At 45.1% G+C, this 15,699-nt stretch carries 9 protein-coding genes; 4 read left to right on the forward strand and 5 right to left on the reverse strand.

Features of this window, described 5'->3' with window-relative positions; all coding sequences use genetic code 11:
* Positions 1-4: 4 nt before the first annotated feature.
* The 4 genes from CW735_RS01770 to CW735_RS01785 all read right to left on the reverse strand — a co-directional run bounded on the left by CW735_RS01770 (position 5) and on the right by CW735_RS01785 (position 4,507).
* Positions 5-1,087, reverse strand: a complete 1,083-nt coding sequence (locus tag CW735_RS01770; protein ID WP_420809557.1) for an adenylate/guanylate cyclase domain-containing protein — start codon at positions 1,085-1,087, stop codon at positions 5-7.
* Positions 1,088-1,372: 285 nt separating this feature from the next.
* The gene (gene hemL, locus CW735_RS01775) at positions 1,373-2,653 is read right to left on the reverse strand and encodes a glutamate-1-semialdehyde 2,1-aminomutase (protein ID WP_071978439.1); all 1,281 of its coding nucleotides are present in this window, start codon (positions 2,651-2,653) and stop codon (positions 1,373-1,375) included.
* A gap of 4 nt (positions 2,654-2,657) precedes the next feature.
* Positions 2,658-3,671, reverse strand: a complete 1,014-nt coding sequence (locus CW735_RS01780) for an aspartate carbamoyltransferase (protein WP_071981106.1) — start codon at positions 3,669-3,671, stop codon at positions 2,658-2,660.
* 167 nt (positions 3,672-3,838) lie between these two features.
* Complete coding sequence (locus tag CW735_RS01785; protein ID WP_071978440.1) at positions 3,839-4,507, reverse strand: TetR/AcrR family transcriptional regulator; 669 nt, start codon at positions 4,505-4,507, stop codon at positions 3,839-3,841.
* A gap of 131 nt (positions 4,508-4,638) precedes the next feature.
* Here CW735_RS01785 and CW735_RS01790 point away from each other — a divergent pair, with 131 nt between their 5' ends.
* The 3 genes from CW735_RS01790 (at position 4,639) to CW735_RS01800 (ending at position 9,888) form a co-directional block, all read left to right on the forward strand.
* A complete protein-coding gene (locus CW735_RS01790; protein ID WP_100970803.1) occupies positions 4,639-5,799 on the forward strand; it encodes an efflux RND transporter periplasmic adaptor subunit in 1,161 nt (386 codons plus the stop codon).
* Complete coding sequence (locus tag CW735_RS01795; protein ID WP_100970804.1) at positions 5,796-8,999, forward strand: efflux RND transporter permease subunit; 3,204 nt, start codon at positions 5,796-5,798, stop codon at positions 8,997-8,999. The genes CW735_RS01790 and CW735_RS01795 overlap by 4 nt, the downstream gene beginning before the upstream one ends.
* Positions 9,000-9,189: 190 nt before the next feature.
* The gene (locus tag CW735_RS01800) at positions 9,190-9,888 is read left to right on the forward strand and encodes a DUF2982 domain-containing protein (RefSeq protein WP_100970805.1); all 699 of its coding nucleotides are present in this window, start codon (positions 9,190-9,192) and stop codon (positions 9,886-9,888) included.
* Positions 9,889-9,933: 45 nt separating this feature from the next.
* Here the strand turns inward: CW735_RS01800 and CW735_RS01805 are convergent, their stop codons facing one another.
* On the reverse strand, positions 9,934-13,053 hold the full coding sequence (locus tag CW735_RS01805; protein WP_100970806.1) for a hybrid sensor histidine kinase/response regulator: 3,120 nt from the start codon (positions 13,051-13,053) through the stop codon (positions 9,934-9,936).
* A gap of 313 nt (positions 13,054-13,366) precedes the next feature.
* On the opposite strand from CW735_RS01805, the gene parC reads away from it, so the two are divergent.
* Positions 13,367-15,652, forward strand: a complete 2,286-nt coding sequence (gene parC / locus CW735_RS01810; RefSeq protein WP_100970807.1) for a DNA topoisomerase IV subunit A — start codon at positions 13,367-13,369, stop codon at positions 15,650-15,652.
* The last annotated feature ends 47 nt before the right edge of the window (positions 15,653-15,699 follow it).

A 15,699-nucleotide genomic window follows, 5' to 3' on the forward strand; every position in this document is an offset into this window, starting at 1 on the left:
CCCTTTATTGAAGCACTAGTGCTCCGTCCCAGTCATCGTCGAGATCAACATTGCGATAAATACGACATACATCAATATGATGGTGAGCAAGAGTGTCATTCGGATTAACAGCAAGTGCAGTCTCGAAGTAGGCAATGGCTTCGTCCCACTGCTTATTAATTCTACATGCTAAACCAGCTGCAATTTTAGATTGAACTGCCAGTCTTTCTTGCTGCTCACTTTCGGGTAGATGGCTAAGTACTTCATAAATTTCAATAGGCGCTTGGCGGCCTTTAACGCGAACCCAGTCGAGCAGTCGAGTTTTAATAGGATAACCTGCGCCTAGGGTTTGAAGAACTTGAGCACTGACAATGATATCCGCATGGTATTTAGGCGTTAACGCCTCTAAGCGTGATGCAATATTAACGCTATCTCCGATAACTGTTGTGTCCATTCGGTCATCAGAGCCTACCGTACCCATAATAACTGCACCAAAATGTATGCCAATACCCATGTTTACTGGGGCATAGTTACTATTTTTTCTGTGGCCATTATAGATAGTGAGCGCTTTTCTTAAATCTAACGCCGCATTTAATGAGTCTATTGCCTTATCTCGGGCTGTGCCTCCTGGGTGATCAAATAGCGCCATAATGCCATCGCCCATGAATTTATCGATAAAACCACTGTTTTGATGAATAGGGTCGTTCATGCGGGTAAAGTATGAATTCAAAAAATTCATTAACTCTTGTGGTGTAATGCGCTCAGAAAAGCCTGTAAACCCTCTAATGTCACAAAACATAATGGCTACTTCGTTTTCGGAGGCGTAGCCTAAACCGAGGTTATCAACATCGGTGTTAGCCATATGCTCGACAAATTGTTTTGGGACAAACTTCTGGAAGGTTTGATTAAGTCTCAGGGCTTCGTCTGCTGCCTGCTGGAAAAGAAGTTCTTTTTCAACGCCATAATCTGCGCTGCGCCTATTCTTTTTAAACTGGGCTACTCGTCGAGCAAAACGACGACTGCGTTTAATAAGTAGGACAGTAATGACAATGCTGTATACAAGAAGTACAGCAATCCCTATTCCTAACAACCATTCCATCGATAACATTAGCTATTCTTACTTTAAGTCGTTTCTTCAGGTGTAGAAGAAAAAGTTAAACGAGCAGTCAGGCTCGACATGTATTCCTAAATGTGAATATAAAAGGTAAACGTATTAAGCCGTATAATTCAAGTGAACAATAGTTGAGATATGAGGTTTAAGAAAAGCTCAGAAACAAAAACTCTTAACGCAGAACAATCAAAAAAGGGTACTTCGTTGAAGTACCCCTCTTAATTTGCAAGGCTGCGCCCTTGTAAACTCATGCTATTAAAGCACAGACAAAGCGCTAATAGCTTACAGAGTGGCAAAAACTCTATCAGCGGCTTCGAGGGTTTTTGCAATCACGTCAGCGTCATGCGCCTTTGAAACAAAGCCCGCTTCATAAGAAGCCGGGGCTAAATAAACCCCTTCGTTCAGCATACCGTGATAAAACTTGTTAAACTGCTCGGTATTGCAGTTTATCGCCTGTTTGTAATTTGTCACTTTCTCAACGTCGGTAAAGAATATCCCAAACATGCTTCCAGCAACATTAGTAGTTAGACTAATATTATGTTTGTCAGCTAACGCCTGCATACCATCTACCAGCGCTTGAGTGTTCTCAAAGATAGAGTCATATAGGTTTGGTTGCTGCAGTTGCTCCATAGCAGCTAGGCCTGCTGCCATAGCAACTGGGTTACCTGAAAGCGTTCCTGCTTGGTAAACCGGCCCCGTTGGCGCGATATGCGTGATAATGTCTTTTCTACCGCCAAAGCAGCCCACAGGCATACCACCACCGATAACTTTGCCTAAGCAAGTAAGGTCTGGTTTAACCCCATAACGCTCTTGAGCACCGCCGCGCGAAACGCGAAAGCCGGTCATCACTTCGTCAAAAATTAGGACACTTTCGTACTCGTCACATACCGCACGTAAACCTTCAAGAAAGCCTTCTACAGGAGGAATACAGTTCATGTTACCCGCTACTGGCTCTACTATGATACAAGCGATGTCATTGCCATGTTCAGCAAACACTTCTTTCACTGAATCCACATTATTATATTCAACGGTAAGTGTATGTTCGGCAACATTGGCTGGAACACCGGGAGAGCTTGGAACTCCGAGTGTCAGCGCACCTGAGCCAGCTTTAACAAGCAACGAATCGGCATGGCCGTGGTAGCAGCCTTCAAATTTCACAATTTTGTTGCGTCCGGTATAGCCACGGGCTAGTCGAATGGCAGACATAGTTGCTTCGGTGCCCGAGTTTACCATGCGTACCATTTCCATGGAGGGCACGAGCTTGCTCACGGTTTCGGCCATGATAACTTCGGCCTCTGTTGGCGCACCGAATGATAAACCACTATACGACGCCTCAATTACAGCTTCTCGTATTTTGGGGTTATTGTGACCTAAAACCATTGGTCCCCATGACTGAATGTAGTCGATGTACTGTTTACCGTCTACATCCCACATATACGCGCCGTCTGCTTTTGTAATGAAGCGAGGCGTGCCGCCTACAGCTTTAAAAGCGCGCACGGGGGAGTTAACACCACCTGGTATGGTTTTTTGTGCTCGGGTAAATAGTGTTTCAGATTTTGTCATGTAATTACTTACTCTTATTGCTGTACCAAACAACGTCACGCTCGTATTTCGTGACCAGATGCTCTACACCAAGGGTGAGAGCAAATAAAGCCATTCTCACCAGCACACCGTTATCGGTTTGACGAAAAATGGCTAGGTTTGGATTAAGGTTTAAATCGTTATCCAGCTCGTTTGCTTCCATACGCGAATCCCGCGGAAGTGGATGCATAATGACGGTCTTCGATTGAAAGTGTCGTGTGTAAATTGATTGGTTTAATCTAAACTTGCCTCGATATTTGTTTGCTTCATCTTGCGACGGGAAGCGCTCTTCTTGAATGCGCGTTTGATAGCAAATGTCGGCGTCCATATTGCCTTCAAGGGTATCGGTAATGGTAAGTTTATGGCCTGCGTTTTCAATGGCATCAATAACGGGCTGTGGCATCGCCAATTCTCTGGGAGATATAAGGGTAAAGCGCACGTTGTTAAATAAACATAATAATCGAGAAAGAGAGTGCACCGTTCGTCCGTAGCGCAGATCGCCAATCATAGCGATATGAAGCCCGTCTATTCCCTGTTTGTTGTATTCTAACTCTCGTTTAATGGTGAACAAATCCAGCAGGGCTTGTGTGGGGTGCTCGTTGGCACCGTCGCCGCCATTTATAACCGGCACCCGACTGCCCTCGGCAAACTCAGCTACAGAACCTGCGGCAGGATGACGCATGGCAATGATGTCTGAATAACCGCTGAGTACTCTGGCCGTGTCGTAGAGCGACTCCCCTTTAGCGAGTGCAGAGCTAGACATTCCAGTGGTTTCTCTTACTTCACCACCTAACAGGTTGAAAGCTGTACCGAAACTGACTCGGGTACGCGTGCTTGGTTCAAAGAAGAGATTTCCCAGAATCGCGCCCTCTAAAACTGCAGTTCGCTTTTCTCGTCTGGCATAGGGTTGCATAGAATCGGCGACTGAGAATATTTTCTCAATGGCCTCGCGATCGAATTGATTAACCGAAAGAATATGGTTACCGGTAAAGTTAGACATGAGCCACTCAATCATCAACGAAAACGGCGCTAGTGTATAACAAACTGCCCAATAAGTAATCCTCCAACGGCGCTTAATTTGACCGCTAAAACCGGAATGTAATGCGCCGAATGTATTCACTCTTCACTTAGCTGTCAGTGTGACACAGGGGGAGTTACTGGCGAGTGTTAACTGCTCTCTTGATGAGTAAAGTAAGTGAACAAAACTGATATTTTCTCTGCCGCCTGTTTTGCATACTGATAGGTTTGTGCGTCGGTCATGGGAGAGTGTAAACCACACAATAGCAGGGTATGGAATTCGCCTTTTAACAGCGCACAATAATCTAGGGCTAATTGATTAGCTCGCGCTTTCGTTAAGTCATTTTGTCCTGTCTGAGGGTCTTCACTTAGTTTGAAAATAAGTTGCCCCAAGGCATCTAGCGACGCTTGCGGTCCAGCTTGATAAAACAGCGAAGCCACATGAGGGTTATTTACTGCTTCGGCAATAATCACTCTGAAAATACCGATGGTTTGTGGGTCTTGAATTAAGCGAACAAATTGAACACCAATTTTAATTAAACACTCTTCAAAACTAGCAGAAGTAAGTGGCAGCTCACACAGTTCATCGGTATCAAGTTGATAAGATCGGCATTTGGAAGAGATGGCAGCTTGGAACAGTACATCTTTGTTTTCAAAGTGCGAATATACCGTTTGCTTAGATACGCCAGATGCCTTAGCTACGTTATCCATCGATGTTTTGGCAAAACCTTCTTCTAAAAAGAGTTGTGAAGCGGCTATAAGTATTTGCCGAGACTTTTCTTCACTTTTAGGCCTTCCCTGTTTCTTTTGTTGCGACACTACAACCCTCGCTTGATGATCCAACCACGCCCAGGCAAAGAATTAATTATCATACTGGACGGTCTAGTATTTATATATTAGCATGACATTTCATCATTTTGAAGGTTATCACTGCAGGTAGGAATATAAGCATGAGCACTACTGATACGGCGTCTAACGAAAATAAGATGCCTCTGTACATTGCAATAATGGTCTTCATAGCCTCTCTCGTTGCTCTCTTAATGGCAGCAGGGCAGGGCAACGCAACGCAAACCATGGGTCAACGCGAACCAGTATCCGTTGTACTAACCAAGGTAGAAATGCGCCAACAATTTGAAACTCCTATCAATGTTTTCGGTTTAATTGAGTCTCCTAAGTCGACCCTGTTGTCCTTCGACTCGAGTGGAGAAGTGACAGAGGTGCTGGTAGAAGAAGGTGACACAGTGTCTAAGGGGGATGTCCTAGCTCGTTTAGATACACAGCGCCTTGTTGCACAGCAAAAAGAATTAAGCGCTTCTTTAGAAAGGGTAAAAGCTGATTTAAATTTAGCTAAGATAAACAATGATAGAACTCAATCCTTAGTCAAAAAAAAATTAGAGTCAGCACAGCGACTCGATGAAACTCAAGCGGCGTTAAACGTAGCCGCTGCAAGAGTAAACGAAATAAGTGCATCGTTAAATTCAATGAATGTCGCACTTGATAGAGCTATTCTTTATGCACCGTTCGATGGACAGGTAGATAGCCGTCTTTTTGATGAAGGGAGTGTGATTAATGCCGGTATGGCGGTCATTGGCGTTACCAGTAACGATAAATATCAAGCGAGATTTGCAGTGCCTGCTGATATTGTGGATCAGTTTGAGATTGGTGAATCTGTAACAATGCAGGTGGGAGAGAGCGATGTGCAGGGAACGGTCAGTCAGCGTCTCGCCGTAAGAAATGTACAAACTCGTACCGTCGATATTCTTGTAAGCTTGAGCAGTAATACGCAGGTGCGACCTGGCGACATGGCTATTCTGTCTGGCTCCCGCATTCATACCGAGCAAGGAGCATGGCTTCCTGTTTCAGCATTAAGTAACGGTTTAAGGGGGCTGTGGCGCGTGCTCGTTTTAGACAATCAGGGTGGTGACAATGGTGTTGGTACCCTTCAGGCTCGAGTAGTAGACGTAGTTTATACAGATGGAAGCAAAGCATTTGTGCGAGGTGCGCTAAAAGAGCAAGAGCAGGTGGTTGTCGGCGGTACCCATAAACTCGCACCAGGCCAGCGCGTTAAAGCTGGTACTGCAAGCGCTGAACTGGGCGAGATGTTGCCATGAAAACTCCAAGCCTTGATGACAATAAAGCTTACCCTTGGTACACGCTTTTTTATCGCAGAGGGCATTTACTCGTACTCAGCTTAGTGATCATCTTGGTTGCCGGATTATCCGCACTGGGCTCTTTGCCACGTATTGAAGACCCTCGAATTGACACTCGAAACGCACTTATCATTACTCAGTATCCTGGCGCCTCTGCAGAGCGTGTTGAGGCGCTTGTTAGCGATGTGTTAGAAGATAGGCTACGAGAAATATTCGAGATAAAAGAAGTTAAATCTACCTCGCGAGCAGGTATATCAATTATTCTCATTGAAACCCAAGATTGGATTGATAATAGCAGTAACGAAGAGTTATTTAGCGAGATACGAGATGCTATAGGGGCCGCATCAGCCCTATTCCCCGAAGGCACTTCCGATCCTATTTTTGATGAAAAGCGGGGCGCGACGGCGTTTACTCTGCTGTTATCTTTGCGTGCTGAGCACCCCGATACAACCCCAATCACGTTGACAGCAAGACTTGCCCAAGAGTTAACGGACCGCCTGCGAAATGTAAGCGGTACCGAGCTTGTTCGCGTGTATGGAGAACCAAACGAAGAAATCAGCGTTAGCATCGACCCCATAAAGCTTGCGGCAACGGGGCTTACCCTTCAGCAAGTGAGTGCAAGAATACAAAACGCCGACCCTAAACTGCCTGCCGGAATGTTAAATACCGAGCAGAGTAACTTACGTTTTAGTGTGAGCAAGGGGCTAAGTGGTGTTGATATGATTGCCGCGATCCCCCTTATAAATCAAGGTGGTCGCTATTTGCGAGTGGAAGATGTGGCTAGCGTCACCCGCGGTTTTAGTACCCCCCGCAGCGAACTGGCATTTCTAGACGGTAAAGAGTCTATTTTTGTTGCCGCGCGAATGCAGCCATCTCTGCGTTCTGACGTATGGACAAAAAAGGCGTTAGCAGAAGTCGAACAGTTTAACCGCGACTTCGATGGCACGTTAACCGCATCGGTTGCCTTTGAACAAAATGTATACACAGCTACCCGCTTGGCAGACTTATCGATGAACTTATTGATGGGCTGTGCTGTGGTCATGCTGGTAATCTTACTGTTTATGGGCTTTAGAGCAGCATGGATTGTGGGGTTAGCGCTGCCGCTTTGCGCTTCGTTTGCGTTGTTTTCGTTGAGTTTTTATGACGAGCAAATACATCAGATGTCAATTTTTGGCATGATTATCGCCATTGGTCTGCTAATCGATAACGCCATTGTTATAACCGACGAAATACGTATCAACCTGCAAGACCCACAGCTTACACGAGTGGGGGCGATGGCAAAAAGCGTAGCGCATTTGTTTGCGCCGTTACTGGCTTCAACGCTTACAACCGTGTTGGGCTTCATGCCTATCTTTTTGCTCAATGGAAACATAGGTGATTTTATCGGCCCTATTGCGATTAGTGTGGTGATGGCGCTAATTGGATCTCTGTTTATCTCGCTCACTATCATTGCCGCATTAGCCGCACGTTTTTTGCCTAAAAATGATGGAGTTGCCAAGGGCACTAATGTCGCCGAACAGGCAACAGAAAACTCCTCGTCTTCTTGGTGGCAAGTGGGTATTCAAGCTCCTCATTTAACTGCCGCATTCAGCAAGCAGCTTGGGCGTTGGATAAAGCAACCCACGCTAGTTATTTCTGCGATCTGCGTTTTGTGTTTGTCTGGTTTTGCGCTTTCAACTCAACTTGCTAATGTGTTTTTCCCTAGTGCCGACCGAGACCAATTTGAAGTATACCTTTGGACACAAGAGGGCAGCAGTATTGATAACACAAGCGCTTATGCCTTAAGGGTAGATCAGCAGATTAGACAATACGATGGTGTCGAGCAGGTGAGCTGGCTGGTTGGAGGCTCAGCGCCTTCCGTTTACTATAATCAAACTATGACCCGCGATAATATGCCGTACTTCGCTAATGCGGTAGTGACAACCCGCACGGTGGAGGGGGCATCATCCTTAGTGGGCAAGCTACAGCAAGACCTAGATAATTTGTACCCAGAGGTTCAAATAGTGGTACGCGCATTTGGGCAAGGCCCGCCTATAGCGGCACCTGTAGAAGTTGAAATTTTTGGGCCAGATTTAAACACGTTGAATGAACTGGGAGAGCAAGTTAGAGCATTGATGTCAGAGATTGACGGTATCTCTCAATCTATTGCCAGTATCTCCATGGGAGAACCCGAACTGAACATAGATACAGATAGCGATAGACTGTCGTATCTGGGCATATCGTTGGCAGACTTGGCCGCTCAAATGCAAATAAACTTCTCCGGTATTACCGGAGGCTCGGTACTTGAAAGTACAGAAGAAATTCCTGTACGAGTGCGGTTAGCTGAGTCGTTCAGGCAAGACGTAATGGGGGTAGATGCAATGCCGATCCCGGTAGCCGCTAACAGCGCCATTTCGTGGTCTCCACTTGCCGCTGTAACAACCTTATCGCTCAATCCTGCCACAAGCAGCATTACTCGGGTAAACGGCGAGCGCCTTAACCGAATTCAGGCTTTTCTTTTACCCGGCGTTCCGGCCATAGATGCTAGCAATACCTTAAGAGAGTTGCTTGATAAAAACTTAACGCTACCTCAGGGATATCGAATTCATCTCGCGGGTGATGCGGATGAGCAGCAGCAAGCGTTAGGTCAATTGGCAACTTATGCACCTGTGCTACTAGTACTTATGATTACTACGCTTATTCTTACTTTCTCCAGCTTACGTATGGCCAGCGTTATCGGCTTAGTCGCTGTTTTATCTGTGGGCTTAGGCATGTTCAGTCTGTGGTTATCAGGGCTTCCGGTAGGGTTTAATCCACTGCTTGGCTGCGCAGGTCTTATAGGGGTTGCGATAAACGGCTCTATTGTTGTGATTGCTGCCATTAATGCAAACCCTAAGGCGAGGTGTGGAGATACCAAAGCCATTGTCGAAGAGACAATGAGCTGTAGTCGTCATATTTTATCTACTACATTTACGACAGTAGGTGGGCTTATTCCGTTATTACTGTTTAGTGAGGGAAGTTTTTGGCCACCACTTGCTGTTGTAATAGCGGGGGGCGTGGGCTTTTCTGTCATGCTGTCGCTGGTGTTTACGCCTACTATAGTGGCTGCGTTTAAACGCTATCAGTATAAACGCAGTCAACTAAATGCTTCACCTATGAATACAGGCAGCTATCCAGCGTAGCGGTTTAAGGTAAACTATCTATTTTTAAATCGCGTATATAAAGTGCGATGTAAAAGTTTGTCGTAGGAAGTGTCGACGCATATGCAGAAAAAGTCGTTAGTTAAACGTTGGTTAACCACTGACTGCGCCACATGCAGGCGATACCGTCTTTACGTTCTTTGGGCCGTTATAATGTTGATAGTGTATTTATATGTCTGGCAGTAGTGTAGAACCCATATTCATCAAAGCCGCGTCAAAAAGCAATGGCTTAACCAGTATAGTGTTAGGCTGTGTCGGGCTAGTATTGTCTGCGTTGTGGCTTAGTTTGCTACCTGAATGGTTATTTTTGGCTGGCATTTTCTTAACAAGCGCAGCCATAGTGTGTTTGCTTATCGGTTTTTTTAAAGTTCGCGAGCCCAACTATAGCTTGGAGATCGCTAAAGACTTCATTACATACCGACATAGACTGGGAAGCTGGCGCATTCACTGGGACAACCTACAGCGCGCAGATTGCCCGCGAATACGACATGGCCTCGACCATGTGGCGCTGGAAACAGTGGGCTTCAAACTGAAAAGCTATACCGATTTTCTCAACACGATATCTCCACGCTTAGCTACGCACTTGTTGATGGAGCAGCGCCCCTTGCTATTGCACAATTCAGACAGTAATTGCGCTACGGGGAGCTGCTACGAGCAGTCGATGTTTGACGATAAGCACTTTGTTTTAGACGACGGAACAGCCATTACTGGGATAAAGGCTATGCTTGCTCATCGCATGGTAGAGTTGCGAAAGCGTTTGGGCTACGACATTTTCATTGCGAGTTCAGAGCTTGACAGGGAACCGTGCGACTTTGCGGCATTAATTGTGCAGTGCCAAAACGCCCGAAGCGAGCCGCAAGGTAGCGATTAGAATTCAGAGATCAGTGAATCGAATTATAATAATCGTGAGTTAGGGTCAGTGGATCTCAGTATTTTCAAATATAATCTTGTGCGCCTCTTTGATTAAATCGGGCAAATATTCATCGATAAGGTGAGCTTGCTCTAGCTTCAACGCAATTTCTAATTCCTTCGCTAAATGCTGAAGACGCGGTAAGCCTGTGTAGCAACAGGCTCCATGAAGCTTGTGAACTTCGGCAAGAAGCTCTTCTCGGGCATCTTGCTGTTGAAGTGACTCAATAACACGCAAAGTGTCTGGCAGCATGGTAATAAAGTCGTTCAAAAGCTCCTTAGCTGTGGATTGGTTTTGATTTGCCCGCTTTAACGCAAGCTGCCAGTCCACAGACGGAAACACAATTTCGCCAGGCTCTGCGTCGTGGCACCAAGTTTTAATCAGTGTAATTAACGACTCTATTTCAATAGGTTTAGGAAGATAATCATCCATTCCTGAGGCTAGTAACCTTTCTCGCTCCTCTTTAAGCGCATGTGCTGTAACAGCAACAATAGGGGTGCCCATATTCATTGCTGTTTTTCGAATCTCACGAGTAGCTTGCACACCGTCCATACCGGGCATTTGAATGTCCATGAGGATTAAATCAAACTCTTGTGTCTGGCATTTATTTACGGCGTCTTGGCCGCTAATGGTGGTCGTTAGCGAAATTGCCGAATCATCTAGCCAAGTATTTAAAAGCTTTAAGTTCATTTCCATGTCGTCTACTGCAAGCAATTTTGCTTTAGGCAGCGAGTCTACGCGCTCTTTAAGCGGGTTGAAGTTGGGTAACGCCCGATCGCTCACTAGTGTATCAAGCTTAGTCAACGTCATCGGCATTCGAATTTGAGAGTGAAAATGCTGATTAAGATTTTTATATTTTGTAAAGGGGGCAGGACCTGAGTACCACAGTACTCTGTTTTTAGCAGGGAATTGCACAAACTTGCGCAGATGCACATGTCTGTTCTCTACTTTGCTAACTGGCGCAGTAGCCATAATGTAATCGTACTGCCCTTGTAATGTGCCAAGGTACTCAAGAGATTCCACACTTGTGATGTTAGCGCCAAGGGCTTTTAATATGGTGGCGCTAGCTTTTCGCGTAGCGGGGATAGGATCGAAAATAACCACTTTTTTATCTATCCAATCTGGGTGATGCGTGGGCGCCACTTTTTGACTTAATTGATTCATCTTAAGCGAAACGTTGAAAATTGAGCCCTGCCCAAGCGCGCTTTTTAGCGTAAGAGTACCGTTCATCATACGAACGAGTTCGCGGCTTATTACAAGTCCTAATCCAGTTCCCTGGTAGCTTCTATTTAATGCGTCATCAACTTGGGAAAATGCATTGAAAAGCTTTTTCTGATCATGGCGGCTAATACCAATTCCAGTATCTTTAATCTCAATATTGACTTCGTGTAGACCGTGCTCTAGCGCACGCCCACACACAGCAAGGGTAATACTGCCGGTGGATGTAAATTTAAGTGCATTACTTAGAAGGTTGTTGAGAATTTGCTTTATTCGAAAGACATCGCCAATCAGCTTTTCTGGCAAAGGTGCGAGGTCAAATACAAACTCAATGCGTTTGCTATGAGAAGACTTAGCCATAATGGTGACCATTTCTTCGAACAGCTTGTTAGGTGAAAAGGGTTGATTATTTAACGACAGTTTACCTGCCTCGATTTTAGAGAAGTCGAGCACATCATTAACAATGGTGAGCAAACTGTCGGCGGCCGTATTGACTATCCTCACCTGCTCCTGCTGGTCGGTTGGCAGGGACGCGTTGTTGAGCTCTTTACTAAAACCCAAAATAGCATTGAGAGGCGTTCGAATTTCATGGCTCATATTGGCTAAAAACTGCGATTTTACGTGGCTGGCCTTGATAGCATCTTTACGGGCAATATCTAAACGTACGTTCTGTTCTTCAATCAACTCCATATTGTTATGTAAGTCGTTTGTGGCTTGCTCCACGTCATACTCAAGCTGACTTCTACTTTTTTCCATGAGGGCAATTGAGAACAAGCTGGACTCTAAAAATACGCCAACCTGAAAACAGTAGGTGGTAAAGTCGTTGGTGGGAAGAATACCGAATAAGCTGAGCATACCAACGATTGCGCCGGTGGCTAATAACCCCCAGGCGACAATAAAATATCTCGCGGGTTTAAACTTATTGAAAAAGGCCTCAAAGCCAGCTGCGACATAGCTTAATATCGATACTACACCAACGCCGTATACAAGGTTATTCTTCCACATCGGCGGAATAAGATCGGCAAAACAAACCAAGCCGATTAGCGTTTGTGCTACCAGCATTAGCTGTAAAATGGGATGCAAAGTAGGCGCATTGTTTTCACTGTCTAAAAAAGAAATAGTGAATAGGCCTGAGGTAATACCAATAATGACGAAAATGAGTTCGGTGTGGCCCACGAGCGACACGGGAATACCTTGGGAAAAGATAAAGTGAGTATGGCCTCCCCACACAACCTGCCACAAGATTACGGCAAAAATGTAGCCTACGTAAGCTAAAACACTTTTTTCTCGCACACCGATATACAGCACTAAATTATAAATCGCTAATATCAGCAGCCCTCCGTAAAAGACACCCCATAACAAGCTATCGAGTTGAAAATAACGATTATGATGTTCCGCAGCCTGCGCGCGAAGAGGCACAATTATACTGGATGATTGACTTTCAACACGTATGTATAAGTCTACTGGACTCGCTGAGTCTATCTTTGCGTGTAAGGTAGGAACCCGAAACTGTTGTTCTAGCTGAACTTTGCCCTGACGGCTTTGTGCGAGGATTCTGCCGTTTTGAATAAGATAAAAGTCTACTTTATCTAACTGGCTAAAGTTGATGGTAAAAACCCAGTCAGAAGTATTTGATACATTAGTGACTGACGAAAGAATCCATACGGCACTGTTTTGAAAACCAAAGTTCGGATTACTACTCGGATGTACCAGAAAATCATTCTTCCGGCGCGCGATATCGTTAATGCTAAGTTGATAATTAGTTTCGTACAAATAGTACAAGGAGTCTGAAAGGTCGAGGGTACTATCTTCATCGTACAGTTGCTTTATATGCTGAGCATGGGCAACAGATGCAAAAACTGACCATAAAATGCTGAAAGCCAAAAGCAAAGCGCGTGAAAAGGGCATGTACGTCTATTCTTTTTTGATTTTATTCTAGGGTAGTTTGGTCTTTGTTTGCAACAATCTCAGCCCAAACTAACTCGCTTTATTTAACACCGTTTTCTTTGTATAACAAAGAACGGTGGATAACACTACCACAGTTTACTTTGCCGCATTTTTATTGCGCTATCTATTGGTAAAGTTTGCACCCACAGTCGGTTTACCTCACAATGAGATTAAACGCTCTTGTACTTATTCAAAAAGGCGTGCTATCACAATTTTTACAGCGACCTCGCAGCCACAAGCGCATTGGTATTAATAACAAAACGAAAAAATTATCATGAGTGACGAGATCATTATTAATAGCGAAGGCGTGGAACAGCTCGCCATGAGACGTTTCACTGAAGACGCTTATCTTAACTATTCCATGTACGTAATTATGGATAGAGCATTACCCCACATTTCAGATGGGTTAAAGCCTGTTCAGCGCCGCATTATTTATGCGATGTCAGACCTTGGATTAAGTGCAAACGCAAAATATAAAAAGTCAGCCAGAACCGTGGGTGATGTACTAGGTAAATTTCATCCCCATGGCGATTCGGCTTGTTACGAAGCCATGGTGCTAATGGCACAGCCGTTTTCTTATCGATATCCACTGGTTGACGGACAGGGAAACTGGGGGGCACCTGACGATCCTAAATCTTTTGCTGCCATGCGTTATACCGAAGCAAAACTGTCTCGCTTTGCCGAAGTATTGTTGAATGAGCTCGGTCAGGGCACGGTGGACTGGGTACCGAATTTCGACGGTACTTTAGAGGAGCCGAGCACGCTTCCGGCACGGCTTCCGCATATTTTGTTAAATGGCGTAACAGGTATTGCAGTAGGAATGGCAACGGATATCCCTCCTCATAACGTGAGGGAATTAGCCTCAGCCTGTGCAATGCTTTTAGACAATAGCAAGGCAGATTTAACCGACGTACTTGAGCATGTAAACGGGCCAGATTATCCCACGGATGCGGAAATAATAACGCCCAAATCGGATATCCGTAAGCTTTACGAAACCGGGCGTGGCTCAATTAAAATGCGCGCTGTATATCACGAAGAAAATGGCGATATCGTTATCACCGCACTGCCGCATCAAGCATCCGGTTCTAAAATATTAGAACAAATAGCTGCGCAGATGCAGGCTAAAAAGCTGCCTATGGTGAGTGACTTACGAGACGAATCAGACCATGAAAATCCCACTCGACTTGTCGTTACGCCGCGCTCTAATCGCATTGATGTAATGCAGCTCATGCAGCACCTTTTTGCGACTACAGATTTAGAAAAAAATTATCGCGTAAACCTCAACATGATTGGGTTGGATGGACGACCTCAGGTTAAAGATTTACGCACAATATTATCTGAGTGGTTGCAGTACCGAAAGGATACAGTTACCCGCAGACTGCAATACCGACTAGATAAAGTTCTGGCTCGACTGCATATATTAGAAGGCTTACTCATCGCCTTTTTAAATATTGATGAAGTGATAGAAATTATTCGTACCTATGATAAGCCAAAGCCGGAACTTATGACCCGTTTTGGTTTGAGCGATAAGCAAGCTGAAGCAATTTTAGAGTTAAAGCTTCGTCACCTTGCTAAGCTCGAAGAAATGAAAATTAAGGGCGAACAAGACGAGCTTGCCGCGGAAAGAGATAAGTTACAAACTCTTCTCGGCTCAGATAGACGCTTAAAGACACTTATTAAGAAAGAGATTTTAGCCGACGCTGAAAAATATGGCGATGATAGGCGCTCTCCAATTGTTGAGCGAGGCGAAGCTAAGGCGCTGTCTGAAAAAGAACTCATACCCGCCGAGTCGATTACCGTGGTGTTATCCGAAAAAGGCTGGGCCCGCTGTGCTAAAGGGCACGATATTGATGCAGAAAGCTTAAGTTATAAAGCCGGCGATGGATACCTTGGAAGTGCAGAAGGTAAAAGCAATCAGCCTGCCGTATTTATGGATTCTTCTGGACGAACTTTTTCGTGTGATGCTCACGGCCTACCGTCTGCACGCAGTCAGGGAGAGCCACTTACCGGCCGCTTTAATATTGTAGGCGGAGAGTCCTTTGAGCACGTCATAATGGCATCAGATGACAGTAAATTTTTGGTGGGATCAGATGCAGGTTATGGGTTTGTAGGCACATTCAAAGATATGGTAAGTAAGAATAAGGCAGGTAAAGCCTACCTATCCTTGCCTGTTGCGGCGAAAGTTCTAGCGCCAATACCGGTGTCTAACCCAGAGACAGATATGTGTTTAAGCATCTCTAACGAAGGAAGAATGCTTATGTTTCCTCTTAGAGACTTACCGAGTTTAGGCAAGGGGAAAGGCAACAAGCTTATCAATATTCCTTCGGCAAAGTCTCAATCGAGAGAAGAGTATGTGAAAGTACTTGCCGTTGTACCTGAAGACGCCTCCGTTAAAGTTATTGCGGGTAAACGCAATATGACGTTGTCAGCTCAAGATTTAACACACTATCACGGAGAGCGCGGAAGACGAGGCAATAAACTTCCAAGAGGGCTACAGCGAGTCGATGGCGTCGAAGTTGTTTTCGACAGCACGAATAAAAGTGACGAAACAGCGGATTAATTACCAAGTTTGCCATCCGTGAACTACACTTTTTTAAGTATTTAAAG

This window comes from Alteromonas sp. MB-3u-76 (assembly GCF_002831605.1).
Lineage (GTDB): Bacteria > Pseudomonadota > Gammaproteobacteria > Enterobacterales > Alteromonadaceae > Alteromonas > Alteromonas hispanica.

Bases quoted from the DNA above. Each gene is read 5' to 3' on its own strand.
- CW735_RS01770 (WP_420809557.1), bottom strand. From the start codon at position 1,087: ATGTTATCGATGGAATGGTTGTTAGGAATAGGGATTGCTGTACTTCTT.
- hemL (WP_071978439.1), bottom strand. From the start codon at position 2,653: ATGACAAAATCTGAAACACTATTTACCCGAGCACAAAAAACCATACCA.
- CW735_RS01780 (WP_071981106.1), bottom strand. From the start codon at position 3,671: ATGTCTAACTTTACCGGTAACCATATTCTTTCGGTTAATCAATTCGAT.
- CW735_RS01790 (WP_100970803.1), top strand. From the start codon at position 4,639: ATGAGCACTACTGATACGGCGTCTAACGAAAATAAGATGCCTCTGTAC.
- CW735_RS01795 (WP_100970804.1), top strand. From the start codon at position 5,796: ATGAAAACTCCAAGCCTTGATGACAATAAAGCTTACCCTTGGTACACG.
- CW735_RS01800 (WP_100970805.1), top strand. From the start codon at position 9,190: ATGTCTGGCAGTAGTGTAGAACCCATATTCATCAAAGCCGCGTCAAAA.
- CW735_RS01805 (WP_100970806.1), bottom strand. From the start codon at position 13,053: ATGCCCTTTTCACGCGCTTTGCTTTTGGCTTTCAGCATTTTATGGTCA.
- parC (WP_100970807.1), top strand. From the start codon at position 13,367: ATGAGTGACGAGATCATTATTAATAGCGAAGGCGTGGAACAGCTCGCC.